Below are 26,178 nucleotides of genomic sequence, written 5' to 3' on the forward strand. Positions count from 1 at the left end.
AAAGAGCCGCACATTACGAAGCGGCCGTTCGATAGTCAATCGAGCCAGATCACTTGGCTTCCAGCGCCAGTTTTGCCAACTGCGCCGCGGGCTGATAGCCCGGAATCATCTTGCCGTTTTCCAGAATGATCGCCGGCGTGCCATTGACCCCGATCATCTGCCCTAGCTGATACTGCTCGGCCACGGGATTGTCGCAGGTGGCTTCGGCGACCGACTGACGCGATTTGGCCTGATTCATCGCCGCCTGGCGATCCTTCGAGCACCAGACGCTGGCCAGATCCTTGGCACCCTTGCTGCCCAGCCCCTGACGCGGGAAGGCCAGGTAACGCACTTCGATACCCTGCTTGTTGAGCTCGGCCACTTCGCTGTGCAGCTTCTGGCAGTAACCGCAGTCGGTGTCGGTGAACACGGTGATATGCGCTTTCGGTTGCTTGGGCGCGAACACCACCATGTCCTTGGCAGGAATGGCGTTGATCTGCTTGGCGATGGCGCGACTCTCTTCAGCCTCGGTCAGGTTGATGGCCTGCCCGTCCTTGAACTGGAACAGGTAACCCTGCATGACGAACTGCCCGTCGGCACTGGCATACAGCTGGCGACCACCCTTGAGCTGCACCTGGTAGACGCCGGGCATCGGACTTTCGGCAATGGCCTCGATCGGCAGATCAGGCTGGATCGACAGCAGGTTCTTGCGAATCGTCTGATCCGGGTCGGCGGCATGGCCGAGGGTGCTGACCAGGCCAAGGGCCATGGCCGCGAAAATGCGGGTCACACGCATGAATACTCCTATCGAGCGACGGGGTGACAAGGGAAGAACGAAGACTACCACAACCGCAGCCGCGGGCCGCAGGGCCGGGACGCAAAGCGCGAACTGCCGCAACCGGCTCACCCCCGCGGATGGTGCTGTGCGTGCAGGGCCTGCAAGCGAGCCCGCGCCACGTGGGTGTAGATCTGCGTGGTGGACAGATCACTGTGCCCCAGCAGCATCTGCACCACGCGCAGGTCCGCGCCGTGGTTGAGCAGATGGGTCGCGAAGGCGTGCCGCAGCGTATGCGGCGACAGCGACTTGGCGATGCCGGCCACCCTGGCCTGATGCTTGATGCGATGCCAGAAGGTCTGCCGGGTCATCTGCTCGCCGCGCAAACTGGGAAACAGCACATCGCCCGGCCGACCACCGAGCAGCGCCGGCCGCGCCTCGCGGCAGTAACGCTCGACCCAGCCGATCGCCTCTTCACCCATGGGCACCAGGCGCTCCTTGCTGCCCTTGCCGAAGACCCGCAGCACGCCCTGACGCAGATTGACCTGTTCGAGCGTCAGCCCGATCAGCTCACTGACCCGCAACCCACAGGCATACAGCACCTCGAGCATCGCGCGGTCACGCAGGCCAATGGGATCATCCAGATCGGGGGCCGCCAGCAGCGCCTCGACATCCGCCTCGGACAGCGACTTGGGCAACGGCCGCCCAAGCTGGGGCATGTCCACCTGCAGGGTAGGATCGGTTTCGATCACCCCCTCGCGCAGCAGAAACCGGTAGAAGCCGCGCATCCCGGAAATCAGCCGCGCCGTGGAGCGCGCCTTGTAGCCTTCGTTCATGCGCCAGGCCAGGTGATCGAGCAGCACCTCGCGGCCGACCGCCTGCAGCTCGACACCACGCCCCTGCAGCCAGCCATTGAGCAATGCCAGGTCACTGCGATACGCAGACCGGGTATGCACGGACAAGCCTTTCTCCAGCCACAGCGTCTCGATGAAGCGCTCGATCAGCGGATGGTCGACTGCGGACATCGGTTATCCCCAAAACGGAAGGTTTGGCGGCACCAGCGGCACACGCACGATCAGAAACCCGGCAGCACCGCTACCGGCTTGCCATCCTCGCCCATCGCCACGAAGCTGAAGGCACCACGAATGGCGAGCTCGCGGCGGGCGCCGTACATGTCCTCGACGAACACGTCGACCTGCACCTTCATGCTGGTATTGCCGACCGCACTCACGCGACCGACCAGCTCGACGATGCTACCGGCCGGAATCGGATGACTGAAATCGATACGGTCCGAGGACACCGTGACCAGCGGCAGCCGGCAGAAACGGGTGGCGGCGATGAACGACACCTCGTCCATCCACGCCATGGCCGTACCACCAAACAGAGTGTTGTGATGATTGGTGGTCGGCGGAAACACCGCCTTGGCCACACGGGTCTCGGAAAGCTCGGTACGCCGCTGAATTTCCTGCTCTCTGGGGGTCATTACTCAGAACCTGCTCACAACGTTGGTGTGCATATTGGACACGAAAATCGCACCCAACAGGAAAGGACTCTACAAGGCGAAAGCGGACCTTCGGTTTGGTGGGCTGAAGCCCACCCTACAGCCGCGCATCTAGCCGTAGGGTGGGCTTTAGCCCACCAATTGTCCCCCGACTACGAAAGGCTGCTTTCGCCACGTTGCTGCCACTTCGACGAACGCCAGAAACGAAAAAAGCAGCCCAGGGCTGCTTTTTTCGTGAGGAAAGCGTGGCTTAAGCCAGCTTCTCCTTGATGCGTGCTGCCTTGCCGGACAGGTCGCGGAGGTAGTACAGCTTGGCCTTGCGAACGTCACCACGACGCTTGACGGACAGGCTGTCGACCAGCGGGCTGTAGGTCTGGAAAGTACGCTCAACGCCTACGCCGCTGGAGATCTTGCGCACGGTGAAAGCGCTGTTCAGACCGCGGTTACGCTTGGCGATTACCACACCTTCGAACGCCTGCAGACGCTGACGGTCACCTTCCTTTACTTTTACCTGGACGATTACGGTGTCGCCCGGGGCAAAGGTAGGGATCTCTTTGCTCATCTGCTCAGCTTCGAGTTGCTGAATGATCTTGTTGGTCATGCTGCGCTCCTAAGACGGGCCATCAGGCCGGCCATCGATATTTAGTTATCGTCCCGCTGGCGGATGTATTCCTCCAGCAGCTTTTTCTCTTCCCCAGAAAGCGAGCGGCTATCCAGAAGATCGACACGGCGTTCCCAGGTGCGTCCCAGGGACTGCTGCAAACGCCAGCGCCGGATGTGTTCGTGGTTGCCGCCAAGCAGCACCTCAGGAACACGTTTATCCGCATACACCTCCGGACGGGTGTAGTGCGGGCAGTCGAGCAAGCCATCCGTAAAGGAGTCTTCCTCGGCCGAATCTGCATGACCCAATGCACCAGGCAAAAGGCGCGTCACCGCATCGATCAGCACCATGGCCGGCAGCTCACCGCCGGACAGGACGTAGTCGCCAATCGACCATTCCTCGTCGACGTGCGTTTCGATGAAACGCTCGTCGACGCCTTCGTAGCGGCCAGCGATGAGGATCAGACGCTCCTCCTTCGCCAGCTCGCGTACCGCCGCTTGCGTCAGCGGGCGGCCTTGTGGCGAAAGGTAGATCACCTTCGCCTGACCGCCGCTGGCCTGCCTGGCATCAGCCAGTGCATCTTCGAGCGGCTTGATCTTCATCACCATGCCAGGACCACCACCGAAGGGGCGGTCGTCAACGGTGTGATGACGATCCGTGGTGTAACTGCGTGGGTTCCAGCAGGTCAGCTGCAACAGCTCCTGCCTTACCGCACGGCTGGTAATGCCGTAATCGCCGATGGCGGCGAACATTTCCGGGAACAGCGTAATGACATCGACGCGCAAGCTCGGCATGGCGTCAGAAGTCCGCATCCCAGTCGACCCGCATCTCGCCAGCCTCGAGGCTGATCGACAACACGCACTGTTGCGTATAAGGCAACAGACGCTCGCGATCATCGAGACTGTCGATGCACGGCTTGACCACCATCACATCATTGGCACCGGTCTCGAACAGATGGTCGATCTTGCCGAGCAATTGCCCCGCCTGATCGATGACCTTGAGACCTATCAGCTGATACCAGTAGAACTCACCGTCTTCCAGCTCGGGCAGCAGGCTTCTGGGAACGCAGATCTCGAAGCCGGCGTAGGTACGCGCAACCTCACGATCATCGAGCCCTTTGAGCCTGGCGACCAGAACCTTGCCCTGCAAGCGTCCACCAGCCAGTTCAACCTGTTTCACCTCGCCATCGCGCCGCAGCGTCCAGCGAGGGTAATCGAGCACGTTATCCAGAGGATCGGTAAAGGAAAACACCTTCACCTCACCCTTGACGCCATGCACCGAGACAATCTTGCCAAGAACCATCAGATCCTCGGCGGGAGCCGGCGTCGTGCTCATAAAGTGCTTAGGCAGCAGCCTTGGCAGCTTCTTTCAGCAGCTGAGCAACGCGCTCAGACGGCTGTGCGCCCTGGCCCAGCCAGTAGGTAGCGCGCTCTTGATTCACGGACAGCTTGATTTCAGCACCCGAAGCGACCGGATTGAAGAAGCCAATACGCTCTACGAAGCGACCGTCGCGCGCATTGCGGCTGTTGGTCACGGTCAGGTGGTAGAAGGGGCGCTTTTTGGAGCCGCCACGAGCGAGACGAATAGTTACCATGTGAACATCGTTCCTGTAGTCGGTGCTAACTTGAGGCACACATCAAAAATGGGCCTAGGCCCGAAAGGCCGCATATTCTAAGGATTATGCGGCTGTTTGCAAATCTCTTTTTCCGCCGGCCGTCGATAGGCCCGCGCAGAGGCTTCAGAACTTCGGCATACCGCCGCCCGGCATCATGCTGCCCATGCCGCGCATCATCTTGGCCATGCCGCCTTTGGCGCTGAATTTCTTCATCATCTTCTGCATCTGCTTGTGCTGCTTGATCAAGCGACCGATGTCCTGCACCTGCGTACCGGACCCCTGCGCGATGCGACGCTTGCGCGAACCGCTGATGACGTCCGGGTCGCGGCGCTCGGCCGGCGTCATGGAGTTGATGATCGCCTCCATCTGCTTGAACTGCTTCTCCGCCGCCCCCTGGGCACCGCCCATCTGCGACAGGTTCACGCCACCCATCTGCGGCAGCTTGTCCATCAGGCCGCCGAGGCCACCCATGCTTTTCATCTGCACGAGCTGGTCACGGAAGTCTTCGAGATCGAAGCCCTTGCCCTTCTTCAGCTTCTTGGTGAGCTTCTCGGCCTTGTCGCGGTCGAGAGTCTGCTCAGCCTGCTCGATCAGGCTGAGCACGTCGCCCATGCCGAGGATGCGCGAGGCGATCCGCTCGGGGTGGAAAGGCTCGAGCGCTTCGCTCTTCTCGCCCATGCCGATGAACTTGATCGGCTTGCCGGTGATCGCCCGGACCGACAGTGCGGCACCACCCCGGGCATCACCGTCGACCTTGGTGAGCACCACGCCGGTGAGCGGCAGTGCGTCATTGAAGGCCTTGGCGGTGTTGGCAGCATCCTGACCGGTCATGGCATCGACCACGAACAGGGTTTCCACCGGCTTGACCGCGGCATGCAGCGCCTGGATCTCGGCCATCATCTCGGCATCGATGGCCAGACGACCGGCGGTATCCACCAGCACCACGTCGATGTACTTGAGCTTGGCCTCGCGAATCGCCGCCTCGGCGATGGCCACCGGCTTCTGGGTGATATCGGACGGAAAGAACGTCACGCCGATGTCGTTGGCCAGGGTTTCCAGCTGCTTGATCGCTGCCGGACGGTAGACGTCCGCGGACACCACCATCACGCTCTTCTTCTTGCGCTCCTTGAGCAGGCGCGCCAGCTTGCCGACGGTGGTGGTCTTGCCCGCGCCCTGCAGACCGGCCATCAGCACGACAGCTGGCGGCGTAGTGCTCAGGTCGAGGTCTTCGTTGGCCGCCCCCATGAGGCTTTCCAGCTCCAGGCGCACGATCTTCACGAAGGCCTGGCCAGGCGTCAGGCTCTTCGACACCTCGGTACCGACCGCACGGTCCTTGACCCGACCGACGAAGTCCTTGACCACGGGCAGCGCCACGTCGGCCTCGAGCAGCGCCATGCGCACTTCGCGCAGGGTGTCCTTGATATTGTCCTCGGTCAGCTTGGCCTTGCCAGTGACGCTACGCAGGGTCTGCGAGAGGCGATCTGTTAAATTTTCGAACATGCGCGTTCCTTTCAGGCCGTCGGGCCGGGATGGGCTGGCAGCAAACGGCGGATTATAACGGAGACTGCCGCGCTTTCGAGGCTTCTTTGTCGGAGCCGCTGCGACATATGAGACCTGATACCACTTGCGGTCTTTTGGCGACAACCGTTGTGTGCCACACTCAGCGCCTTTCAGGCCTTGTCATTCAGGATCTATGCACCCTCTGTTGCCCAGCCTCGCCGCCGCCATTTTCTATTTTGGCGCCGCCAGCTACCAAGGCCTGCACCTGACCCGTCGCAGCACACCCAGCAAACGCATGCTGGCGCTTCTTGGCGTCATTGCCCTGTTCTTCCATGGCGGCAGCCTGTTCATGCAGATGCACAACAGTGCCGGCCTGACCCTGGACTTCTTCAACACCGCCAGCCTGATCGCCTACACGGTGATCGTGCTGATCCTGCTGGCCAGCCAGCGCATGCCGGTGGAAAACCTGCTGCTGTTTCTCTTCCCACTTGGCGGCCTGACGGTTCTGTTCGCCCAGTTCATGCCTAGCGGCACCACCCAGCCGATTGAAGAAGGGCCCGGCATCCTCGCTCACATCCTGCTGTCGATCGTGGCGTACGGCATGCTGACCATCGCCATGTTCCAGTCGCTGTTGCTGCTGGTCCAGGATCATCAGCTCAAGCACAAGCACCCCTCCGGCCTGATCCGCAATTTCCCGCCGTTGCAGACCATGGAAAGCCTGCTGTTCGGCTTCCTGTGGTGCGGCTGGGCCCTGCTCTCGCTGTCGCTGCTGTCCGGAGCGATCTTCATCGACAACCTGTTCACCCAGCATCTGGTGCACAAGACCATCCTCTCCTGCTTCGCCTGGGTGGTATTCGCCGTGCTGCTGTGGGGTCGCCACCAGCTTGGCTGGCGCGGGCACAAGGCGATCCGCTGGACGCTGGCCGGGTTCTGCCTGCTGATGCTGGCATTCTTCGGCAGCAAGCTGGTTCGCGAATTCATCCTCCACATCTGACCGTGGACACGCCCTCTCCCCTCGCCCAAGTGGCCGTACTACTTCTGCTGCTGGGCTGCGCCGCATTCTTCACCTGCGCGCGTACCGTGCTGTTCAGCCTCAATCGCTATCGCTTGCGCCACCGTGCCCGCCAGGGCCATCGCGCGGCTGCGCGGCTGATTCGCCTGCTGGACCAACCGCAACGCCTCTCCGCCACCCTGCGCATCGGTACCATCTGCAGCACCATGGCCGCCTCCGTGGCTGCCACCCTGCTCGCTCTGAGTCAGGGCGGTACCGCCACCCTGGCCATTTCACCGTTCCTGTTGACCCTGGCCGCGCTGATGCTGGCCCATCCGCTGGGGCGCGTGCTGGCCATTCTGCCGGCACCGCTGTTCGCCTACCCGGCAAGCCGCCCGCTGACACTGGTCAGCGCTGCGCTGTCACCGCTGACCAGCCTGCTGCTGAGCATCAGCCAGGCGCTGCGCAGCAGAATCGGCAAGCCCGCGCCTGGGCAGCACGATGACCTCAGCCTCGAGGAACTGCGCGGCGCGCTGCAGGCCGATGACCTGCCACTGCCCAGCGAGAGACGCGCCATGCTGCTGGGTGTGCTCGAGCTGGATCGGGTCAACGTCGACGACATCATGATTCCGCGCCACGAGGTCACCGGCATCGACCTGCACAGCGGCACGCCACTGGCCGAACAGATCCGCAATGCCTCGCACACCCGCCTGCCGGTGTATCGCGACAGCCTCAACCAGACCGAAGGCATCCTGCACATGCGGCGCCTGGCGGGCCGTGGCGAGTTGAACGAGAGCAGCCTGCTGCTGGCCTGCGACGCGCCCTACTTCGTACCGGAAGGGACGACCCTGGCCACCCAGCTGGTGAACTTCCAGCAGCACAAGTACCGCACCGGTATCGTCGTCGACGAATACGGCGAAGCCATGGGCATCGTCACCGTGGAAGACATTCTGGAAGAGATCGTCGGCGATCTGAGCACCGTGGAAACCGCCCACCCGAGCGAATTCCACCCCCTGGGGGACGGCACCTGGTCGATCAAGGGCAGCGCCTACATACGCGAAGTGAATCGCGGCCTGGGCTGGAGCCTGCCGGTCGATGGGCCGAAGACCGTCAATGGTCTGGTGACCGAAATACTGGAGAACATCCCGGACAGCGCCGTATGCCTGCAGGTCGGCCGCTACCGCCTGGAAATCCTCAAGGCCAGCGGCAGCCGGGTCCTCGAGGTACGGGCCTGGGAGGCCCGGCAGAGGTGAAGCAGCCAGCGGGAGCGATACTCCCGCTGGCCTTTTCCTTACAGCTCGACGCTCACCGCCTGTGCCGAACGCAGAGCCTTGGCGCGTGCGGCTTCCAGCGACTCGTCACGGGCCAGCGCCACGCCCATGCGGCGCTGACCACTGACTTCCGGCTTGCCGAACAGACGCAGTGCGGTATCCGGCTCGGTGAGCGCGGCGCCCAGGTTGCCGAAGCTGACCTGCTGCGACTCGCCTTCGACCAGAATAACCGCCGAGGCCGAGGGGCCGAACTGGCGGATCGCCGGGATCGGCAGGCCGAGAATGGCCCGCGCATGCAGAGCGAACTCGGACAGGTCCTGGGAGATCAGGGTAACCAGGCCGGTGTCATGAGGGCGCGGGGATATTTCGCAGAACCACACCTGATCGCCCTTGACGAACAGCTCCACGCCGAACAGGCCGCGCCCGCCCAGAGAACCGGTCACGGCCAGAGCGATGCGCTCGGCCTCGGCACGTGCCGCAGGGCTCATCGCCTGGGGCTGCCAGGACTCCTGGTAGTCGCCCTTCTCCTGACGGTGCCCGACCGGTGCACAGAACGTGGTGCCACCGACGTGGCGCACGGTCAGCAGAGTGATTTCGTAATCGAAGTCGATGAAGCCCTCGACGATCACCCGGCCCTTGCCGGCACGGCCACCAGCCTGGGCGTAATCCCAGGCCTTCTGCACGTCATCGGCGCCCTTGAGCACCGACTGGCCCTTGCCCGACGAACTCATGATCGGCTTGACCACGCAGGGGAACCCGATGGCGCTGACCGCGGCCTGGAACTCCTCGAGGGAATCGGCGAACTGATACGGCGAGGTCGGCACGCCCAGCTCTTCGGCGGCCAGGCGGCGGATGCCTTCACGGTTCATGGTCAGTTGCGCGGCACGGGCGCTGGGGATAACCGTGTAGCCTTCGTTCTCCAGCTCGACCAGCGTGGCGGTGGCGATCGCCTCGATCTCCGGCACGATGTAATGCGGCTTCTCCAGTTCGATCACAGCGCGCAACGCAGCGCCATCGAGCATGCTGATCACGTGGCTGCGATGCGCCACCTGCATGGCCGGAGCATTGGCATAACGGTCGACGGCGATGACTTCGACGCCGAGGCGCTGCAGCTCGATCACCACTTCCTTGCCGAGCTCACCCGAGCCACACAGCAACACACGGGTCGCGCTGGGCGACAGGGGGGTTCCGATACGGGGCATAACAGGATCCTTGGGTAGCAGGAGAATTCAGGCGGCGATTTTAATCACGGCAGGCGCCGACCGCGAACTAAATCGCTGCGCCGTCAATCGGCAAGGCCGCGCAAGGCTCCGGATCGCGGCAACGCGCCGGGCTCTGTCGACTGACGCTCTGGAGCACTATTGATCCCGCGAATTGCGCCGGATCAACGCGGCAAGGTCATCGCTCGTCTACGCTCAAAGTGGATGCCGCCGCTGCGTCAGTGACTGGCGCGGCGGCGCAGCTCCTGGCAGGCAAGACTTCCAGAGGAGGCATCGCCATGGACGCTTTCCACATCATGATCGTGATTCTGGTCAGCGGCTTTCTGCTGCTGGGAATCGGCTTCAACAACCGTGAGCAGGAATGGGGCATCTGGCTGACCGGCCTGGGCGCGCTGTCGATGTTCGCGCCACTGTTCTTCAAGGTGTTCATCGAGTTCGGCTGAGGCTTGCCGTTCGAAGCCCTGTTCAGTCGCCACTGCGCCAGCGCCGGGCGGATGCCTGGTCGCTCTCCCGTCCTTCGACCCAGCGCGGGCCGTCGGCGGTGTCCTCTTTCTTCCAGAACGGCGCCTGGGTCTTCAGGTAGTCCATGATGAACTCGCAGGCCTGGAACGCCGCCTGGCGATGGGCACTGGCCACGCCGACGAAGACGATCGGCTCGCCCGGCTCCAGCCGGCCGACCCGGTGAATCACCTCGACGCCCAGCAGCGGCCAACGCGCGCGCGCCTGGGCTTCGATACCGGCCAGGGCCTTTTCCGTCATGCCGGGGAAATGCTCGAGAAACATCCCCGCCACGTCGCGGCCATCGTTGAAATCACGTACGTAACCCACGAAACAGGCCACCGCACCGACACCGGTATTGGCCGCATGCACGGCATTGGTCTCCAGCCCCGGATCGAAAACCGCCTGCTGTACGCGAATGCCCATCTCAGCCTCCGGTAACCGTGGGGAAGAACGCCACCGCATCGCCATCGGTCAGCGGCTCGCTCAGCGCGCAGAGCTCTTCATTGCGCGCGCACATCAGCCCACGCTCGGCGAGCACTTCCCACACCCCGCCGCGCGCCAGCAGGTGCTGACGCAGCTCGTCGAGTGTGGCAAAGCCGGGTTGCAGCTGCTCGGTGTCCAGGCCGAGGATTTCGCGATAACGGGCGAAGTACTGCACGCTGATCATCGCGCGTCCTCATCCGCCAGGAAGTGGCCGCTCTTGCCGCCGACCTTCTCCAGCAGGCGCACCTGCTCGATGACCATGCCGCGGTCCACCGCCTTGCACATGTCGTAGATCGTCAGCGCGGCGACGCTGGCAGCGGTGAGCGCTTCCATTTCCACCCCGGTCTGACCGGTGAGTTTGCAGCGGGCGCGAATCAGCACAGCGTCGTTACCGTCGGCCTGCAGCTCGACCTTGACGCTGGTCAGCATCAGCGGGTGGCACAGCGGAATCAGATCCGAGGTTTTCTTGGCAGCCTGAATACCGGCGATACGCGCTACGGCGAAAACGTCGCCCTTGGGATGTTCGCCGTCGACGATCATCTGCAGCGTCTCGGCACGCATGCGCACGCGCGCCTCGGCCACGGCTTCGCGAACGGTCTGCGCCTTGTCGCTGACGTCGACCATATTGGCGCGTCCCTGGGAGTCGAGATGGGTCAGCACGGGCAATCTCCGAATGAATGATGCGGAGATTGTAAGCCTCAACCCTCAGGCTTCAAGCCAAAAGAGCGTGACGAGGTTGCAGCTCTCGTCACGCCTGCCACTGGAGACAGGTTGCCTGCCGCTACATATGGCTTTCCGCGTACTCGGCGAGTATCGAGCGTGGAACGCCCTGCAGGGTGATGTGCACGCCGTGCTCGAAGCCTTTGAACCGCTCGGTGAGGTAGGTCAGGCCTGAGCTGGGTGCCGACAGATAGGGCGTGTCGATCTGCGCCAGGTTGCCCAGGCAGATCACCTTGGAACCACTGCCGGCGCGGGTGATGATGGTCTTCATCTGGTGCGGGGTGAGGTTTTGACACTCGTCGATGAGGATCAGGCTCTGCTGGAAGCTGCGCCCGCGGATGTAGTTCAGGGATTTGAACTGCAACGGCACCTTCTGCAGGATGTAGTCGACGCTGCCGTGGGTGTTCTCGTCATCCATGTGCAGGGCTTCGAGGTTGTCGGTGATGGCGCCCAGCCAGGGCTCCATCTTCTCGGCCTCGGTACCCGGCAGGAAACCGATCTCCTGATCCAGCCCCTGTACCGAACGGGTGGCGATGATGCGCCGGTAGCGCTTGTTGACCATGGTCTGTTCGATGGCCGCCGCCAGGGCCAGGATGGTCTTGCCGGAGCCGGCGGCGCCGGTCAGGTTGACCAGGTGGATATCGGGGTCGAGCAGCGCATAGAGCGCCAGCGCCTGATAGATGTCCCGCGGCTTGAGGCCCCAGGCTTCCTGATGCAGCAGCGGTTCCTGATGCAGATCGAGAATCAGCAGTTCGCCACCCTCGGCCTCCTTGACCCAACCGACGAAACCCTGCTCGTCGATGATGAATTCGTTGACGTTGACCCCCGGCAGTTCCTCGCTCAACTGCACGCGGTGCCAGGTGCGGCCATGGCCCTGACGGGTATCGACCTTGGCGACACGATCCCAGAAGGCGCCTTCGACATTGTGATAGCCCTTGGAGAGCAGCGAGATGTCGTCGACCAGTTGGTCGGTGTGGTAATCCTCGGAATCCAGACCGCAGCCACGCGCCTTCAGGCGCATGTTGATGTCCTTGGTCACCAGCACCACCGAGGTGCCCGGGCGGCGCGATTTCAGTTCGACCAGCTGGTTGATGATCTTGTTGTCGTTGAGGTCCTCCGGCAGCCAGGTGACGGGCGCCGCACTCTTGCTCATGAGAATCGACAGAAAGCCGCGAGGCTCGTTCTTGCCACGCTGGATCGGCACGCCGTGCTCGACCTCCTCGGGGCTGGCGCCATCGAGGATCTTGTCGATCAGACGGATCGCCTGGCGGCACTCGGCGGCCACCCCCTGCTTGCCGGTTTTCAGCTTGTCGAGTTCCTCCAGCACCGTCATCGGAATGGCGACGTGGTGTTCCTGAAAGTTGAGCAGCGCGTTGGGATCGTGAATCAGGACATTGGTGTCGAGGGCGTACAAGGTTGGGGCGGTGGGCTTGATGCGTCCGTGGTCATCCATACTCGTCACCTCTTGTCGGATCCAGCGACGGAATGCCAGGACGGCGCTCCGCCACACAGGGCCACCGACTCCCCGCCCGGGCGGAGAGGTGCAAACGATGAGGGCCGAGGGCCGCCACCTGTCTGCAGGATTCGGCGGTCTTTCAAGGCGCGGCCTGCGACGGCGGATCATCATGATCGATTCGCTGCAGACCACAGTTCGTTGATACTCCAAAAAATGTGACAGGAAAATGATCTTTTCAGATTTTTGAAGTTTATTTTTCGGTTAGACGAATGACGCTTGGCGCTCGCATCACTCACCGCTAAAGTCCTGAGTTCGACCACCGCGCAGCGGTCGGCGAATCCTGCCTCTCCCTGCCAGCTAACTGCTCGTGCCACCGAATCGGCTAGAATCGGCGCTCCGCTGAAGGAGACGACCTATGCTGATGGTGATTTCACCCGCCAAGACCCTGGATTACGACACCGCGCCGGTGACGTCACGCTTCACCCAACCCGAGTTCCTCGACCACTCCCAGGAACTCGTCGCCCAGCTACGCGAATTCTCCCCCGCGCAGATCGCCGAGCTGATGCACCTGTCGGACAAGCTCGCCGGCCTCAATGCCGCACGCTTCGGCAGCTGGACACCAGCCTTCGACACGCAGAACGCCAAGCAGGCCCTGCTGGCCTTCAAGGGCGACGTGTACACCGGCCTGGATGCGCAAAGCTTCGCGGAGGCGGATTTCGATTTCGCCCAGCAGCACCTGCGCATGCTTTCCGGCCTGTACGGTCTGCTGCGCCCGCTGGACCTGATGATGCCCTATCGCCTGGAGATGGGGACCAAGCTGGCCAACGCCCGCGGCAAGGACCTCTACGCCTTCTGGGGCGAGCACATCAGCCAGTGGCTGAACGAAGCGCTGCAGGCGCAGGGCGACGACGTGCTGCTCAACCTGGCCTCCAACGAGTACTTCGGCGCGGTCAAGCGCAAGGTGCTCAAGGCGCGCATCATCGATACCGAATTCAAGGACCTGAAGAACGGCCAGTACAAGATCATCAGCTTCTACGCCAAGAAGGCCCGCGGCCTGATGGCTCGCCACGTGATCAGAGAGCGCCTTAAGGACCCGAAGGACCTCAAGGACTTCGACGACCAGGGCTACCGCTTCTCGGCCAAGGACTCCAGCGCCGACAAGCTGGTATTCCTGCGCGACCACGCCCCGGAGTGACAGGGTCTGCCGCGCCGGAGCCCTTCGGGTTGCGCGGGCAATGGCCTCCGCTGTCGTTGCAGGACTTGGCAAGGGACGACGCGGACGGCTAGTCCACTGCCTGCGTCCTGCGCCTAACCGGAGGCCATTTCTCGCAGCAACGCGGCTCGCGGTGAAACGTGAGCAGCCCCTGGTGGAAACATCCGCCAACCCCTGCGCGCGTGCCGAGGCAGCCACGCTTGTGTAGGATTGGCCAACATTCGACGATCAAGGTCCCGCGATGATTTTCGGCGCGATTCTGGTGCTCAGCTGGTTCATCCTGCTGATCCGCTACCCGGCCAAGGCCCTGCCCATATCCCTCGCCGCGCTGGTCGGCCTGGGGCTGGTCTCGAGCTGGGTGCTGTGGCAGGAGAGCCGCGAGAATCGCCACCTGGCTCACCTCGAGCTGCGCCTGGCTTACACGCCGCAAAGCTGTCCGGCAGATCGCCCGCTGGGCCTGCACCTGCACAACGGCAGCGAAGCCGCCCTGCTGGAGTTGCGCTGGCAGGTAGCCGCTTATCGCCCGGGCGACAGCGTCAACCTGGCGCAGCGGCTTTACGAGACCCCGCGCTACAGCGGCCCCGGCGAATTGCTGCCGGGCGCCGACTGGCAAACCTGCCTGCCCCTGCCTACCCTGCGTAGCGGCTACCGCGCCAGCACGTTGGAGTTTCGCGCCGAACAGCTGCAAGGTACGTTCAGTCGCTGACCGACACCTGAAAAGATCCAGATAACAACAAGCACAAGGATTCCCCATGAGCCACCCCACGGTTCTGATCACCGGCTGCTCCAGCGGCATCGGCCGCGCACTGGCCGACACCTTTGCGCAGCAGGGCTACCAGGTCTGGGCCAGCGCCCGCAAGGAGGAAGACGTGGCGCGCCTGAGCGCGGCGGGCTTCAACGCCGTGCAACTGGACGTGGACGACGCCGCCGCAGTCGAACGGCTGGCCGCGACGCTCGAGCAACGCATCGGCGGCCTGGACGTACTGATCAACAACGCCGGCTACGGCGCCATGGGCCCGCTGCTCGATGGCGGCGCCACGGCGCTGCGCCGACAGTTCGAAACCAATGTGTTCGCCATCGTCAGCGTGACTCGGGCGCTGTTCCCGCTACTGCGCCGCAACAAGGGGCTGGTGGTGAACATCGGCAGTGTCTCTGCCGTGCTGGTCACCCCGTTCGCCGGCGCCTACTGCGCCTCCAAGGCTGCCGTACACGCGCTCAGCGATGCCCTGCGCCTGGAGCTGGCGCCTTTCGGTGTGGGCGTGCTGGAGGTGCAGCCCGGCGCCATCGAGTCGAGCTTCGGCACTCACGCCAGCCGTCAGGCCGAGCAGCTGATCGGCGAGCGCTCGCCCTGGTGGCCCATGCGTGACGGCATCCGTGCCCGCGCCATGGCTTCCCAGGACAATCCGACCCCTGCCAGCCACGTCGCTCGCAATGTGTTCGCCGCCGTGAACGGCGGCAAGCGGCCACGGGTGCTCCGCATCGGCAATGGCAGCCGCGCACTGCCGCTGCTCGCCGCCCTGCTGCCCGGCGCGCTGCTCGATCGCATACTGAGCCGCCGCTTCGGCCTGGATCGCGCCTTGTAGAACCCGGCTCCAGCGACGAGACTCAGGCTTCATCCTTTGCACCGAGCCGTGCCGCCATGCCTCCATCCCATGCTTCCGTCGCCATGACCCGCTACGCCGTGATCGGCGTGGTCGCAGCCGTCCTGCTCAACCTGCTGCTGCGCAGCTTCGTGAAACTCGGCGGCGTGCTGGCCACTCTGGTGATCGCCGCCAGCGTGGCGGCGATCATGGCCCTGCTGTTCGCCTGGCAGCAGCGCCGCCCACCAACCCGCGGTGAACGTCGCCGCCTGGTCTGGCTGTACGGCGGCATGCTGGCGCTGCTGTATGCCGGCCTGCTGACCATGATGACGCTGCAGGACGACCCCAATCCCATGGGTGTGGTGATCTTCGCGCTGCACTACCTGAGCTATCCGCTGCTCGCCCAGATGCTGTTCTCCGAGCGAATCTTCAAACGTATGCCGTGAGCGGAGGGCACTTGCGGGCAAATCGCTGCTCTACACTCGATACGAAATCAGCCCGATCGGACATTCGATGAGAACCAGCAGGCACATCAGGACCCAGGAGCGACGCATCATTCTGGCGCTGCTCGCCGCACTCCTGGCGGTGCAGGTCATCATCTACCTGGTCAGTGTGCGCACCAACCGCAACATCGTCGAAGAAACCATCAACACCAGCCTGGAGACCACCGCCCAGGTGGTCGACCAGTTGCTCGAGCTGCGCCATCGGCAACTCGGTCAGGGCGCCGCCGTACTGGCGGCCGACTACGGCCTCAAGGAGGCCATCGCCATCGGTGAGCGCGCGACCATCGAATCCATGCTGCAGAATCACGGCAGACGCCTGCAGGCCGATATCGCCGTACTCAACAGCCTCGACCGGCAATTGATCGCCAGCGTGCCCAGCGAGCTGCAGCAGGCCGACATCGTTCCCCTGCTCAAGGCCGCGGCGCAATCCGGCGGTACCGACGGGCAGTTGCCCATCACCCTGCTGCGCAGCCAGAGCGGCGTGCTCTATCAGTTGATCCACAGCGTGGTGAGCATGCCCACGCCACAGGCCGAGCTCACCCTGGGCTTCGCCATCGACGACGACCTCGCAGAGGATCTGAAGCGGGTCACCGACACCGAGTTCGTCATCCTCTCGCGCGGCGAGAACGGTGCCTGGCAGTTGCATGGCGACACCCTGAACAGCACCTTCGACCGCCTGCTCGGTAACCCCGCCGCGCTGATCGATGGCGCAAGCTGGACGCTGCAAGACGCCGACAACGAATACCTGATGCGTTCGGTGTCGCTCAGCAACGTCAATGCCCAGGGCGCCAGCGAGGTACTGCTGATCATGGGCAAGTCGCTGGGACAGACCATGGCTGCCTACGCGCGCATCGAGACCTTCCAGCGCTATCTGCTACTGGCCAGTCTGCTGCTGTCGGCCCTGGTGGTGCTGCTGATCAGCCGCCACCTGCTACGCCCGCTGAATACCCTGGCTCACCTTGACCCACTGACCGACCTGCCGAACCGCCGGCTCTTCGATCACAGCGTCGCCAATGCGCTCACGTCCAAAGGCCGCAGCACACCGTTCGCGCTGATGATGATCGACCTCGATCACTTCAAGCAGATCAATGACCGCTACGGCCACGCCGCAGGCGATGAGGTGCTCAAGGTCAGTGCCCGGCGCCTGCGCGGCCTGCTGCGGCGCATCGACATGCCGGCACGCCTGGGCGGCGACGAGTTCGCCGCCCTGCTCCCCGGCCTCGACCGTGCAGCAGCGATTCGCCTGGGCCAACGTATCGAGGAAGCCCTCAGCGAACCGATCACCTTCAACCAGCAGACACTGCAGATCGGCATCAGCATCGGTATCGCCATCGCCCCCGAGGACGGCCAAACCGCCAGCGACCTGCTGCGCATGGCAGACGCCGAGATGTACGCCGACAAGGCGCAGCGCGAGAACGAATCGGTCTGAAAGGTCGAACAGACCTCTACCAGCCGGGTCGCACCTCAAGTCCCTGCTGATAAACGAGCGCATTCATGGAATACATCGACTGGCTGCAATGGCCAGCCATGCTGGTTACCGTCGCTGCGGCCTGGCTGGTCGCATCGAAGCAGCGCCAACGCCGTAACCTGGGTTTCTGGGTGTTCATGGCCAGCAACCTGCTGTGGATCGCCTGGGGCCTCTACAGTCATGCCTACGCATTGATCGTGCTGCAACTGTGCCTGGCGGCCATGAACATTCGCGGTGCGATCAAGACCGAAGAGCAATGAACCGTGCCACGGCAGAGCACCTGCCGCAGGCGCATCGGCCGCACAGGTGCTGCCAATCCCGCTCAGGCTATGAGACCATCGGCGGCTTGCCACCGTATTCATCCTGCCATGCCGAACCCTGCCTTTGACCCCGGAGAGCTCGTCTGATGCCAGACATCCTGCACCTGCAGCAGGCCGACTGGCGCGGCGATTTCGATGACGGCGCGCTGCGCCGCGGTCAGGACTATGCCAACCGTGGGCTCAGCCGCCTGCTCAGCCTCAAGGATCTCAGCCTGCTCGCCAGTTGCCTGGGCAGTGGCGAGCGACCTTACCAGCAGCGCATCACCCTGCACCCCTACGGCCAGGGCTGGGGGGTGACCGGGCATTGCAGCTGCCCGGTTGGCTTCAACTGCAAGCACGTCGCCGCCGCTCTGCTCACGCTCGAAGCCCGTCAGCGTTCCGGCGAGGACCTCGGCTCGTTGATCGTCGTCGAAAAGCCCATGGAAGAAACCCGCATCGACGATGTGCCGCCGATACCGGTGCTGACCCTCGGCAGCCACGTGCGCGTGCACTTCGATGCGCGCAAGGGCCGCATGCTGGAGCAGACCCAGCACCGCGCAGCGCTGGCCTTCGACTATCAGGGCCACAGCGCCGCTGGCAAACCGGTCAAGGACCTGCTGTATCGCCTGGGCCCGACCCATCAGTTGCGCATCGTGCGTGACGGCGCCCGCGAAGCCGAGCTGCGTCATCGCCTGGAAGAAGGCGGCCTGCGCACGGCCCTGCGGCAGAGCGAGGCACTCGCCCAGCATCCTGGCGAACACTTCGAACTGCAGGGCGACGCGGCCTGGCTGGCCTTCATGCAGCAGCAGGTCCCGGCCTTGCGCGAAGAGGGTTGGCGCGTCGAGGTGCAACCCGACTTCCAGTACAACCTGGCACAGATCGACGACTGGTACGCCGATGTCGACGAGGTACCCGAGCAGGGCTGGTTCGACCTGGAGCTGGGGATCGAAGTGGAGGGTCAGCGCATCAGCCTGCTGCCCATCCTGCTCCAGGCCATTCGTCGCACGCCCTGGCTGCTTTCCGGCGAAGCACTTGCACAGCGCCAGGATGGAGAAATGCTGCTGGTCACCCTGCCCCACAGCCAGCGTCGCGTTGCCCTGCCCTATGCACGGCTCAAGCCGCTGCTGGCAGCGCTCGGTGAGCTGTTCATCGGTGATGGCGAAGACATCGGCACCCGGGTGCGTCTGCCCCGTGCCGATGCGACACGCCTCAACGTCCTGCAGCAGGGCCCGGCGCTGAACTGGCAGGGTGGCACCGATCTGCGCGATTTCGCCCAGCGTCTGCAGCACACCACGCTGCAGACGGTCAGCGCTCCGGATGGCCTGGCGGCACAACTGCGTCCCTACCAGTTGCAGGGGCTGGGCTGGATGCAGGCCCTGGCCGAACTGAAGGTCGGCGGCGTGCTGGCCGACGACATGGGCCTGGGCAAGACCCTGCAGACCCTGGCGCATATCCTCCTGGAAAAACAGAACGGCCGCCTGCAGCAACCGGCCCTGATCGTCATGCCCACCAGCCTGATACCCAACTGGCAGGATGAAGCCGCGCGGTTCGCGCCGAGCCTCAAGGTGCTGGCCTTGCACGGTGCAAAGCGCCGCAGCCAGTTCAAGCTGATCGCCGAACACGACATCGTGCTCACCACCTATGCCCTGCTGCCCCGTGATCTCAAGACGCTGACCGCGCAACGCTTCCATCTGCTGATCCTCGACGAAGCCCAGAGCATCAAGAACCCGCGCAGCAAGGCGGCTCTTGCCGCTGGCCAGATCAACGCGCAACAGCGTCTGTGCCTCAGTGGCACGCCCCTGGAAAACCACCTGGGCGAGCTCTGGTCGCTGTTCAATTTCCTGATGCCGGGCTGGCTCGGCGACAGCAAGAGCTTCACCCGCGACTACCGTACGCCCATCGAAAAGCATGGCAACGAACAACGTCTGGCGCATCTGCGTGGGCGCATCAAACCCTTCGTGCTGCGTCGCAAGAAGGAACAGGTGGCCCGCGAGCTGCCACCGAAGACCGAGATCACCCAGTGGGTGGAACTGACCCCGGCACAGCGCGACCGCTACGAGATTCTGCGCCTGGCCATGGACCGCAAGGTGCGTGAGGAAATCACCCGCCAGGGCCTGGCCCGCAGCCAGATCGTGATCCTCGAGGCGTTGCTGCGTTTGCGCCAGGTGTGTTGCGACCTGCGCCTGCTCGACGAAGCGCCGGAAGAACTGAGCAGCGCCGACTCCGGCAAGCTCGGCAGCCTGCTGGAGATGCTCGAAGCGCTGATTGGCGAAGGCCGTCGGGTGCTGCTGTTCTCCCAGTTCACTTCGATGCTGGCGCTGATCGAGGCCGAGCTGCAGGCCCGCGGTATCGCCTATGCCAAGCTGACCGGCAGCACCCGAGATCGCCGCACACCGGTACAGCAGTTCCAGGCGGGGCAGTTTCCGGTCTTTCTGATCAGCCTCAAGGCAGGCGGCTCGGGCCTCAACCTCACCGCGGCCGACACGGTGATCCACTTCGACCCCTGGTGGAACCCCGCAGCGGAGGCCCAGGCCAGCGATCGTGCCTACCGGATCGGCCAGGACAAGCCGGTGTTCGTCTACAAGCTGATCGCCCGTGGCAGCGTCGAGGAGAAGATCCAGCAACTGCAGCACGCCAAGGCCAGCCTGGCCCACGGCCTGCTGGAAGAAGGCGGCAGCCAGGCGCAATGGCAACTCAGCGAGGACGACCTGCAGGCACTGTTCGCCCCGCTGAGTGACTGACAGGCGTCACTACTTCTCCGAGTAGTTGTCGCCGACCACTTCGCCGCTCGAGTCGATGGCCTTGCTGGACGGAAACTTGTACGACGCGAAGCGCACCGCCAGCACCGACAGCGCCAGGAAGAAGATACCGCCACACAGGTACAGCAGGCCGATATCCGGCGCCTTGTGGTGGGACACGTCACCGATCAGAAGTCGGGTAAGCGCCGTGATCGCGATGTACAACAGAAACCTTATCGGGAGATGGTTCGTTTTAAAGTAGATCCCTACCATCGCCCCAAGCTCCAGGTAGATGAATAGAAGCAAGATGTCGTCTACGCTGGCATGGCGTGCTTCCACCATGTCCATGAAAGCCATGACCGAAGCCCATGCGGTAGCGGCACCGATGGCGAATAGCCCCATGTAATGGAACCCTTCGACAAAAAGGTTCCCTATCGAATTAGCCTGCTTGTGCATGCGTTCCCTGCTGCGATCTGCCCATTTCACAAAGACTCCCCTCCCCTACCATTCAAAATTCGATGATGCCAGAGATCTCAAGCGATCAGATGACTACCTTGTAGTACGTACTGGTTTGCTGGTCTTTAAATAGGTGTTGACCATTGCCCCCCAGCGCCAGGCCCAGGTAGTGGAGGCCCTCGACGAACAGCCGATCGAGCTCGCGCCCTTGTGCATCTGCTTGCCGCCGTTATCCAACCACTCCATACCCTTTCCCTCTACACGATTCATGCAGCCGAACGCCGCCATGATTGCGCGTCTGCATGACACTTCCATGCAGGAACGAGACCAGCGAAGCTGGCCCGCAGCGCCTGCCGTGGCACAGAGAAGCCCGCCGTCGGCGAAAAGGCACGGATGCGACGGTGCGCAGCGCGTGACAAGATGCCGCGCACACCGGCAATCATGTTTACCCTGTTCAAATGCAGCAAGGTTCATTATGCTTGCCGAAACTGTATGCATGAACAGTATATTTTCAACCATTAGCGTGAAGGCGTAGAGGTGATGAATGGCCGTCGAAGTGGTGTACCGCAGCAGTCGCGATCCGGAGCGTTTATTCATGGATAAAGCCGAAGCCGACCGTCACGACAAGATGCTGGAACTGGCAGAACTGCTCAGCGAGGTACTGCAGAAGGCGGTACCGTCCCTCAGCGAGGAACAGGGCGAAGAGCTGGGCATCTACATGGCCAGAAACCGCGATGTGTTCGCCAAGGCCTTCAAGAACCAGCCCGATGCCCTCGGCGAACTGGGTAACGAAGCCCAGGCGGAATGATCGGCGGGCGGCGCCGTACAAATCGCCGGCAACATATCCGCGGCCTTCAGCTCTAGACGTCAGGCGCGCGCACGGTTAAAACAGAGGTCACCCACGGGAGGTGACCATGAGTGCGCGCGACCACTGCCTTGCCTGTCTGAACACCGAGCAGCCGGCGCTCTTCGAAGCGGCCTTGTGGGTCGCTGCCGAACATGACATGGCCGTGCAACCCAAGCTGATCGTCAGCGAGCTCGACGGCTTGAAGCACCAGATCGATGCAGGCCTCCCCAACCTCCCCCCGCAGGAACTCGCGCAGCCTTTGTTGCGCCGCCTCAACGACCTGAACTTCCACGAAGATGACGACAACCCGGTGCGGCCACAGGCAGCGCTGCTGCACAAGGTGCTGCTGCGCCGTCGTGGCCAGCCCCTGAGCATCGCGCTGATCGCCCTGGAGCTGGCGCGGCGTCTGGGTATCCCTTTGCAGGGCGTCAATTTCCCTGGCTACTTCCTGTTGCGAGTTCCCGGTGCCGACCACCTGCTCGACCCCTGTGGCGGGCGGCGCCTGTATACCCGCGACTGTCGTGAGCTGCTGCTGCGCTACATCGGCCCGCAGGCCCAGCTGAGTGCCGAACACATGCTCGCCTGCGACGCCCGCAGCATGATCGTGCGCCTGTCACGTAACCTGCGCTATCTGCATGTGCAGGACGAGGACTACCTGTCCGCCCTGAAAGACGCCGAGCGCGTGTTGCAGCTGGCGCCTCCCAACGTCAGTGATCATCTGGCCCGAGCCGAGCTCTACCAGCGCCTCGATTGCCCACAGGCGGAGCGTTTCGATGTCCAGCGTGCCCTGCTGCTGTGCGACGACCCGGCGCTACACGTCCGCCTGGGCGATCGCCTGCGCCAGTTGAGCGCAGGTACCGCCCTGCACTGACCCCCCCTCCGCCGCCCGATTGCGGGCGCCTGCGCCACATGTATCGTTTTAAATACAACGTATCGAATACGACACGGATTTTGTCAGCTGCGACATTCGGGGCCTTGCCGTGGGCTGGGGCTTAAAGACGGAACACTGCGTATCGAAATCGATACAAATCGTCGCCTCACACCCAATTAAAAACATTAAGCCATTGATTTATATATAAAAAATAAACTGGCACCTAGTTTGCTAGTGGCTCTACCCATTAGCTGCGCCCACACAGATGGGCACGAAAACCACCAAGGAGTCCCCATGAGCGAATTGCGTTTTACCGTCGAGCACGAATGGCTGCGTCAGGAGGCCGATGGGCTGGTCACCGTGGGCATCACCGCCTACGCTCAAGACGCACTGGGTGACGTGGTATTCGTGCAGTTGCCCGACCTGCAGGCCTACACCGCCGGTGAAGAAGTGGCCGTGCTGGAATCGGTGAAGGCAGCGAGCAACATCGGCATGCCGCTCGACGGCGAAGTGGTCGAAGTGAACGCCGACCTCGAGGCCAGCCCCGAGCTGGTCAACGCCGAACCGCAGGGACAGGGCTGGTTCTTCCGCTTCCGCCCAAGCAACGCCGAGGCGCTGGCCGGCCTGCTCGATCAGGACGCCTACGAGCGCCTGCTCAACGCCAAAGCCGACGCCTGAGAGAAAACCATGACCGACTTGACCACCCGCAACGAATTCATCGCACGCCATATCGGCCCACGCGACCAAGATACCGCTGCCATGCTCGAAACCCTCGGTTTCAGCGACCTCGACGCACTGACCGCCAGCGTCATTCCGGGCAGCATCAAGGGCACCAGCGTGCTGCCTGCTGGCGACGGCCAGAGCGAAGCCGATGCGCTGGCCGCCATCAAGGCCATCGCCGCCAGGAACCAGCTGTTTCGCAACTACATCGGCCAGGGTTACTACGGCACGCACACCCCCTCGCCGATCCTGCGCAACCTGCTGGAAAACCCGGCCTGGTACACCGCCTACACGCCTTACCAGCCGGAGATATCCCAAGGCCGCCTGGAGTCGCTGCTGAACTTCCAGACCCTGATCAGCGATCTCACCGGCCTGCCGATCGCCAACGCCTCGCTGCTCGACGAAGGCACCGCCGCCGCCGAAGCCATGACCTTCTGCAAGCGGCTGTCGAAGAACAAGGCCGCCAACGCCTTCTTCGCCTCCCAGCACTGTCACCCGCAGACCCTCGACGTGCTGCGTACCCGCGCCGAGCCGCTGGGCATCGAAGTGGTGGTCGGTGACGAGACTGCCATCGACGACGCCAGCGCCTTCTTTGGCGCTCTGCTGCAATACCCGGCGAGCAATGGCGACATCTTCGATTACCGCGACGTGGTCGAGCGTTTCCACGGCGCCAACGCCCTGGTGGCCGTGGCAGCCGATCTGCTGGCCCTGACCCTGCTGCAGGCGCCTGGCGAGTTCGGTGCCGACGTGGCGCTGGGCAGCGCGCAACGTTTCGGCGTGCCGCTGGGCTTCGGTGGCCCGCATGCCGCCTATTTCGCTACCCGTGACGCGTTCAAGCGCGACATGCCGGGCCGCCTGGTCGGCCTCTCGGTGGACCGCTTCGGCAACCCGGCCCTGCGCCTGGCCATGCAGACCCGCGAACAGCATATCCGCCGCGAGAAGGCCACCAGCAACATCTGCACCGCTCAGGTGCTGCTGGCCAATATCGCCGCCATGTACGCCGTCTACCACGGCCCGCAGGGGCTCACCCGGATCGCCCAGCGCGTCCACCAACTGACGCTGATCTTCGCCCGCGGCCTGCAGGCGCTCGGTCTGCAGATCGAACAACGGGCATTCTTCGACACCCTCACCCTGCAAAGTGGCGAGCGGACCGCGGCACTGCACCAGAAAGCCCGTGCAGCCGGCATCAACCTGCGCGAAGTGGACGCCGGGCGTATCGGCCTGTCGTTCGACGAAACCACCACTCAGGCGGATATCGAGCAACTCTGGACCCTGTTCGCCGATGGCAAACCTCTGCCGGACTTCGCGGCCCTGGCCAAGACGGACGACACCGGCCTGCCCGCTGCGCAACTGCGTCAGTCGGCGATCCTCGAGCACCCGGTATTCAACCGCTACCACTCGGAAACCGAGCTGATGCGCTACCTGCGCAAGCTCGCCGACAAGGACCTGGCCCTGGACCGCAGCATGATCCCGCTGGGCTCCTGCACCATGAAGCTCAACGCGGCCAGCGAGATGATTCCCGTCACCTGGGCGGAGTTCGGCAACCTGCACCCCTTCGCGCCCGCCGAACAGAGCGCCGGCTATCAGCAACTGACCGACGAGCTGGAAGCCATGCTCTGCGCTGCCACCGGCTATGACGCCGTATCGCTGCAGCCCAATGCCGGCTCCCAGGGTGAATACGCCGGCCTGCTGGCGATCCGCGCCTACCACCACAGCCGCGGCGACGACAAGCGCGACATCTGCCTGATCCCGCAATCGGCCCACGGCACCAACCCGGCCACCGCCCATATGGCCGGCATGCGCGTGGTCGTCACCGCCTGCGACGCTCGCGGCAACGTCGACATCGCCGATCTGCGCGCCAAGGCCGAGCAGCACCGCGATCAGCTTGCAGCGATCATGATCACCTACCCGTCCACCCACGGGGTGTTCGAGGAAGGCATTCGCGAGATCTGCGCCATCGTCCACGACAACGGCGGTCAGGTGTACATCGACGGCGCCAACATGAACGCCATGGTCGGCCTCTGTGCGCCCGGCAAGTTCGGCGGCGACGTCTCCCACCTCAACCTGCACAAGACCTTCTGCATTCCCCATGGCGGTGGCGGCCCGGGTGTCGGCCCGATCGGCGTGAAGTCCCACCTGGCGCCTTTCCTCCCCGGTCACGCCCACATGCAGCGCAAGGAAGGCGCGGTCAGTGCCGCGCCATTCGGCAGCGCCAGCATCCTGCCGATCACCTGGATGTACATCCGCATGATGGGCGGTACCGGCCTGCGCCTGGCGTCGCAGATGGCGATCCTCAATGCCAACTACATCGCCCGTCGCCTGGAAGAGCACTACCCGGTGCTGTACAGCGGTGAAGGCGGCCTGGTGGCCCACGAGTGCATCCTCGATCTGCGCCCGCTCAAGGACAGCAGCGGCATCAGCGTCGACGACGTGGCCAAGCGCCTGATCGACTTTGGCTTCCATGCCCCCACCATGTCCTTCCCGGTGGCTGGCACGCTGATGATCGAGCCGACCGAAAGCGAGTCCAAGCAAGAGCTGGATCGCTTCTGCGACGCCATGATCGCCATTCGCGAGGAAATTCGGGCGGTCGAACGCGGCGAGCTGAATGTCGACGACAACCCGCTGAAGAATGCCCCGCACACCGCCGCCGAACTGGTGGGTGAGTGGACGCATCCGTACAGCCGCGAGCAGGCGGTCTTCCCGACCCGCAGTCTGATCGACGGCAAATACTGGCCGCCGGTAGGCCGGGTCGACAACGTGTTCGGCGACCGCAATCTGGTCTGTGCCTGCCCCCCCATCGAGGCTTATCAGGACGCCTGATCGCGCCGGGCTGCCGAACGCTTCGGCAGCCCCCCTTATGCCCGCACGCG

28 protein-coding genes are annotated in these 26,178 nt (G+C 63.6%); 14 read left to right on the forward strand and 14 right to left on the reverse strand.

Annotation, left to right across the window (positions count from 1 at the left end; translation table 11 throughout):
• Positions 1 to 49: 49 nt before the first annotated feature.
• From QRN22_RS15220 to ffh, 8 genes are all read right to left on the reverse strand, one after another.
• The gene (locus QRN22_RS15220; protein WP_042555425.1) at positions 50 to 775 is read right to left on the reverse strand and encodes a DsbC family protein; all 726 of its coding nucleotides are present in this window, start codon (positions 773 to 775) and stop codon (positions 50 to 52) included.
• A gap of 107 nt (positions 776 to 882) precedes the next feature.
• Entirely contained in the window at positions 883 to 1,779 is an 897-nt protein-coding gene (gene xerD / locus QRN22_RS15225; protein WP_042555424.1) for a site-specific tyrosine recombinase XerD, read from the reverse strand.
• A 50-nt stretch (positions 1,780 to 1,829) separates the two neighbouring features.
• Positions 1,830 to 2,237: an acyl-CoA thioesterase gene (locus QRN22_RS15230; protein WP_042555423.1), complete on the reverse strand. Its 408-nt coding sequence runs from the start codon at positions 2,235 to 2,237 to the stop codon at positions 1,830 to 1,832.
• Positions 2,238 to 2,505: 268 nt separating this feature from the next.
• Entirely contained in the window at positions 2,506 to 2,856 is a 351-nt protein-coding gene (gene rplS, locus QRN22_RS15235; RefSeq protein WP_042555422.1) for a 50S ribosomal protein L19, read from the reverse strand.
• 41 nt (positions 2,857 to 2,897) lie between these two features.
• The gene (gene trmD / locus QRN22_RS15240; RefSeq protein ID WP_042555421.1) at positions 2,898 to 3,650 is read right to left on the reverse strand and encodes a tRNA (guanosine(37)-N1)-methyltransferase TrmD; all 753 of its coding nucleotides are present in this window, start codon (positions 3,648 to 3,650) and stop codon (positions 2,898 to 2,900) included.
• A 4-nt stretch (positions 3,651 to 3,654) separates the two neighbouring features.
• On the reverse strand, positions 3,655 to 4,191 hold the full coding sequence (gene rimM / locus QRN22_RS15245; RefSeq protein ID WP_042555420.1) for a ribosome maturation factor RimM: 537 nt from the start codon (positions 4,189 to 4,191) through the stop codon (positions 3,655 to 3,657).
• Between the two features lie 7 nt (positions 4,192 to 4,198).
• Positions 4,199 to 4,450, reverse strand: coding sequence for a 30S ribosomal protein S16 (gene rpsP, locus QRN22_RS15250; protein WP_042555419.1), 252 nt, complete (start codon positions 4,448 to 4,450; stop codon positions 4,199 to 4,201).
• A 144-nt stretch (positions 4,451 to 4,594) separates the two neighbouring features.
• Positions 4,595 to 5,971: a signal recognition particle protein gene (gene ffh, locus QRN22_RS15255; RefSeq protein ID WP_042555418.1), complete on the reverse strand. Its 1,377-nt coding sequence runs from the start codon at positions 5,969 to 5,971 to the stop codon at positions 4,595 to 4,597.
• 193 nt (positions 5,972 to 6,164) lie between these two features.
• On the opposite strand from ffh, the gene QRN22_RS15260 reads away from it, so the two are divergent.
• Together QRN22_RS15260 and QRN22_RS15265 are read left to right on the forward strand one after the other, a co-directional pair.
• On the forward strand, positions 6,165 to 6,965 hold the full coding sequence (locus tag QRN22_RS15260) for a cytochrome C assembly family protein (protein WP_042555417.1): 801 nt from the start codon (positions 6,165 to 6,167) through the stop codon (positions 6,963 to 6,965).
• A gap of 2 nt (positions 6,966 to 6,967) precedes the next feature.
• The gene (locus QRN22_RS15265; RefSeq protein ID WP_042555416.1) at positions 6,968 to 8,215 is read left to right on the forward strand and encodes a CNNM domain-containing protein; all 1,248 of its coding nucleotides are present in this window, start codon (positions 6,968 to 6,970) and stop codon (positions 8,213 to 8,215) included.
• Positions 8,216 to 8,253: 38 nt separating this feature from the next.
• On the opposite strand, the gene purT is transcribed toward QRN22_RS15265, so the two are convergent.
• Positions 8,254 to 9,435, reverse strand: a complete 1,182-nt coding sequence (gene purT, locus QRN22_RS15270) for a formate-dependent phosphoribosylglycinamide formyltransferase (protein ID WP_042555415.1) — start codon at positions 9,433 to 9,435, stop codon at positions 8,254 to 8,256.
• A gap of 296 nt (positions 9,436 to 9,731) precedes the next feature.
• Between purT and QRN22_RS15275 the strand changes: the two genes are divergently transcribed.
• Positions 9,732 to 9,896: a hypothetical protein gene (locus tag QRN22_RS15275; protein ID WP_179538964.1), complete on the forward strand. Its 165-nt coding sequence runs from the start codon at positions 9,732 to 9,734 to the stop codon at positions 9,894 to 9,896.
• Between the two features lie 22 nt (positions 9,897 to 9,918).
• Here QRN22_RS15275 and moaE read toward each other — a convergent pair whose 3' ends face one another.
• The 4 genes from moaE to QRN22_RS15295 form a co-directional block, all read right to left on the reverse strand.
• Positions 9,919 to 10,377, reverse strand: a complete 459-nt coding sequence (gene moaE, locus QRN22_RS15280) for a molybdopterin synthase catalytic subunit MoaE (protein ID WP_042555414.1) — start codon at positions 10,375 to 10,377, stop codon at positions 9,919 to 9,921.
• A gap of 1 nt (position 10,378) precedes the next feature.
• Positions 10,379 to 10,621: a MoaD/ThiS family protein gene (locus QRN22_RS15285; RefSeq protein WP_042555413.1), complete on the reverse strand. Its 243-nt coding sequence runs from the start codon at positions 10,619 to 10,621 to the stop codon at positions 10,379 to 10,381.
• A complete protein-coding gene (moaC, locus tag QRN22_RS15290) occupies positions 10,618 to 11,097 on the reverse strand; it encodes a cyclic pyranopterin monophosphate synthase MoaC (RefSeq protein ID WP_042555412.1) in 480 nt (159 codons plus the stop codon). The genes QRN22_RS15285 and moaC overlap by 4 nt, the downstream gene beginning before the upstream one ends.
• Before the next feature lie 121 nt (positions 11,098 to 11,218).
• Positions 11,219 to 12,610 carry a PhoH family protein gene (locus QRN22_RS15295; protein ID WP_042555411.1) on the reverse strand — a complete coding sequence of 464 codons (1,392 nt, stop codon included), beginning with the start codon at positions 12,608 to 12,610 and terminating at the stop codon, positions 11,219 to 11,221.
• Between the two features lie 418 nt (positions 12,611 to 13,028).
• On the opposite strand from QRN22_RS15295, the gene yaaA reads away from it, so the two are divergent.
• The 7 genes from yaaA (at position 13,029) to QRN22_RS15330 (ending at position 20,417) form a co-directional block, all read left to right on the forward strand.
• A complete protein-coding gene (yaaA, locus tag QRN22_RS15300; RefSeq protein ID WP_042555410.1) occupies positions 13,029 to 13,808 on the forward strand; it encodes a peroxide stress protein YaaA in 780 nt (259 codons plus the stop codon).
• A gap of 259 nt (positions 13,809 to 14,067) precedes the next feature.
• Positions 14,068 to 14,532: a hypothetical protein gene (locus QRN22_RS15305; protein ID WP_042555409.1), complete on the forward strand. Its 465-nt coding sequence runs from the start codon at positions 14,068 to 14,070 to the stop codon at positions 14,530 to 14,532.
• A gap of 46 nt (positions 14,533 to 14,578) precedes the next feature.
• A complete protein-coding gene (locus tag QRN22_RS15310) occupies positions 14,579 to 15,409 on the forward strand; it encodes an SDR family oxidoreductase (protein ID WP_042555408.1) in 831 nt (276 codons plus the stop codon).
• A 56-nt stretch (positions 15,410 to 15,465) separates the two neighbouring features.
• Positions 15,466 to 15,852: a hypothetical protein gene (locus tag QRN22_RS15315; RefSeq protein WP_042555407.1), complete on the forward strand. Its 387-nt coding sequence runs from the start codon at positions 15,466 to 15,468 to the stop codon at positions 15,850 to 15,852.
• 67 nt (positions 15,853 to 15,919) lie between these two features.
• Positions 15,920 to 17,338: a GGDEF domain-containing protein gene (locus QRN22_RS15320; RefSeq protein ID WP_052493838.1), complete on the forward strand. Its 1,419-nt coding sequence runs from the start codon at positions 15,920 to 15,922 to the stop codon at positions 17,336 to 17,338.
• A gap of 65 nt (positions 17,339 to 17,403) precedes the next feature.
• Entirely contained in the window at positions 17,404 to 17,637 is a 234-nt protein-coding gene (locus tag QRN22_RS15325) for a hypothetical protein (RefSeq protein ID WP_042555406.1), read from the forward strand.
• A gap of 146 nt (positions 17,638 to 17,783) precedes the next feature.
• The gene (locus QRN22_RS15330) at positions 17,784 to 20,417 is read left to right on the forward strand and encodes a DEAD/DEAH box helicase (protein ID WP_042555405.1); all 2,634 of its coding nucleotides are present in this window, start codon (positions 17,784 to 17,786) and stop codon (positions 20,415 to 20,417) included.
• A 9-nt stretch (positions 20,418 to 20,426) separates the two neighbouring features.
• On the opposite strand, the gene QRN22_RS15335 is transcribed toward QRN22_RS15330, so the two are convergent.
• Entirely contained in the window at positions 20,427 to 20,900 is a 474-nt protein-coding gene (locus QRN22_RS15335) for a phosphate-starvation-inducible protein PsiE (protein ID WP_082045851.1), read from the reverse strand.
• A gap of 514 nt (positions 20,901 to 21,414) precedes the next feature.
• Here QRN22_RS15335 and QRN22_RS15340 point away from each other — a divergent pair.
• The 4 genes from QRN22_RS15340 (at position 21,415) to gcvP (ending at position 26,128) form a co-directional block, all read left to right on the forward strand.
• Complete coding sequence (locus QRN22_RS15340; RefSeq protein WP_042555403.1) at positions 21,415 to 21,678, forward strand: YebG family protein; 264 nt, start codon at positions 21,415 to 21,417, stop codon at positions 21,676 to 21,678.
• Between the two features lie 106 nt (positions 21,679 to 21,784).
• Positions 21,785 to 22,588: a SirB1 family protein gene (locus QRN22_RS15345; protein ID WP_042555402.1), complete on the forward strand. Its 804-nt coding sequence runs from the start codon at positions 21,785 to 21,787 to the stop codon at positions 22,586 to 22,588.
• Between the two features lie 294 nt (positions 22,589 to 22,882).
• On the forward strand, positions 22,883 to 23,266 hold the full coding sequence (gene gcvH, locus QRN22_RS15350; RefSeq protein ID WP_042555401.1) for a glycine cleavage system protein GcvH: 384 nt from the start codon (positions 22,883 to 22,885) through the stop codon (positions 23,264 to 23,266).
• A 9-nt stretch (positions 23,267 to 23,275) separates the two neighbouring features.
• Positions 23,276 to 26,128: an aminomethyl-transferring glycine dehydrogenase gene (gene gcvP, locus QRN22_RS15355; protein WP_042555400.1), complete on the forward strand. Its 2,853-nt coding sequence runs from the start codon at positions 23,276 to 23,278 to the stop codon at positions 26,126 to 26,128.
• Positions 26,129 to 26,178: the final 50 nt, after the last annotated feature.

This window comes from Pseudomonas sp. MEJ086 (assembly GCF_030209025.1).
In the GTDB taxonomy this organism is placed as follows: Bacteria; Pseudomonadota; Gammaproteobacteria; order Pseudomonadales; family Pseudomonadaceae; genus Aquipseudomonas; species Aquipseudomonas fulva_A.

Bases quoted from the DNA above. Each gene is read 5' to 3' on its own strand.
- moaE (WP_042555414.1), bottom strand. From the start codon at position 10,377: ATGGGCATTCGCGTACAGCAGGCGGTTTTCGATCCGGGGCTGGAGACC.
- QRN22_RS15315 (WP_042555407.1), top strand. From the start codon at position 15,466: ATGCCTCCATCCCATGCTTCCGTCGCCATGACCCGCTACGCCGTGATC.
- QRN22_RS15310 (WP_042555408.1), top strand. From the start codon at position 14,579: ATGAGCCACCCCACGGTTCTGATCACCGGCTGCTCCAGCGGCATCGGC.
- purT (WP_042555415.1), bottom strand. From the start codon at position 9,435: ATGCCCCGTATCGGAACCCCCCTGTCGCCCAGCGCGACCCGTGTGTTG.
- QRN22_RS15260 (WP_042555417.1), top strand. From the start codon at position 6,165: ATGCACCCTCTGTTGCCCAGCCTCGCCGCCGCCATTTTCTATTTTGGC.
- QRN22_RS15320 (WP_052493838.1), top strand. From the start codon at position 15,920: ATGAGAACCAGCAGGCACATCAGGACCCAGGAGCGACGCATCATTCTG.
- QRN22_RS15325 (WP_042555406.1), top strand. From the start codon at position 17,404: ATGGAATACATCGACTGGCTGCAATGGCCAGCCATGCTGGTTACCGTC.
- QRN22_RS15230 (WP_042555423.1), bottom strand. From the start codon at position 2,237: ATGACCCCCAGAGAGCAGGAAATTCAGCGGCGTACCGAGCTTTCCGAG.
- gcvH (WP_042555401.1), top strand. From the start codon at position 22,883: ATGAGCGAATTGCGTTTTACCGTCGAGCACGAATGGCTGCGTCAGGAG.
- trmD (WP_042555421.1), bottom strand. From the start codon at position 3,650: ATGCCGAGCTTGCGCGTCGATGTCATTACGCTGTTCCCGGAAATGTTC.
- rimM (WP_042555420.1), bottom strand. From the start codon at position 4,191: ATGAGCACGACGCCGGCTCCCGCCGAGGATCTGATGGTTCTTGGCAAG.
- QRN22_RS15220 (WP_042555425.1), bottom strand. From the start codon at position 775: ATGCGTGTGACCCGCATTTTCGCGGCCATGGCCCTTGGCCTGGTCAGC.
- rpsP (WP_042555419.1), bottom strand. From the start codon at position 4,450: ATGGTAACTATTCGTCTCGCTCGTGGCGGCTCCAAAAAGCGCCCCTTC.
- QRN22_RS15275 (WP_179538964.1), top strand. From the start codon at position 9,732: ATGGACGCTTTCCACATCATGATCGTGATTCTGGTCAGCGGCTTTCTG.
- QRN22_RS15295 (WP_042555411.1), bottom strand. From the start codon at position 12,610: ATGGATGACCACGGACGCATCAAGCCCACCGCCCCAACCTTGTACGCC.
- QRN22_RS15305 (WP_042555409.1), top strand. From the start codon at position 14,068: ATGATTTTCGGCGCGATTCTGGTGCTCAGCTGGTTCATCCTGCTGATC.
- gcvP (WP_042555400.1), top strand. From the start codon at position 23,276: ATGACCGACTTGACCACCCGCAACGAATTCATCGCACGCCATATCGGC.
- QRN22_RS15340 (WP_042555403.1), top strand. From the start codon at position 21,415: ATGGCCGTCGAAGTGGTGTACCGCAGCAGTCGCGATCCGGAGCGTTTA.
- QRN22_RS15330 (WP_042555405.1), top strand. From the start codon at position 17,784: ATGCCAGACATCCTGCACCTGCAGCAGGCCGACTGGCGCGGCGATTTC.
- ffh (WP_042555418.1), bottom strand. From the start codon at position 5,971: ATGTTCGAAAATTTAACAGATCGCCTCTCGCAGACCCTGCGTAGCGTC.
- QRN22_RS15285 (WP_042555413.1), bottom strand. From the start codon at position 10,621: ATGATCAGCGTGCAGTACTTCGCCCGTTATCGCGAAATCCTCGGCCTG.
- rplS (WP_042555422.1), bottom strand. From the start codon at position 2,856: ATGACCAACAAGATCATTCAGCAACTCGAAGCTGAGCAGATGAGCAAA.
- yaaA (WP_042555410.1), top strand. From the start codon at position 13,029: ATGCTGATGGTGATTTCACCCGCCAAGACCCTGGATTACGACACCGCG.
- xerD (WP_042555424.1), bottom strand. From the start codon at position 1,779: ATGTCCGCAGTCGACCATCCGCTGATCGAGCGCTTCATCGAGACGCTG.
- QRN22_RS15345 (WP_042555402.1), top strand. From the start codon at position 21,785: ATGAGTGCGCGCGACCACTGCCTTGCCTGTCTGAACACCGAGCAGCCG.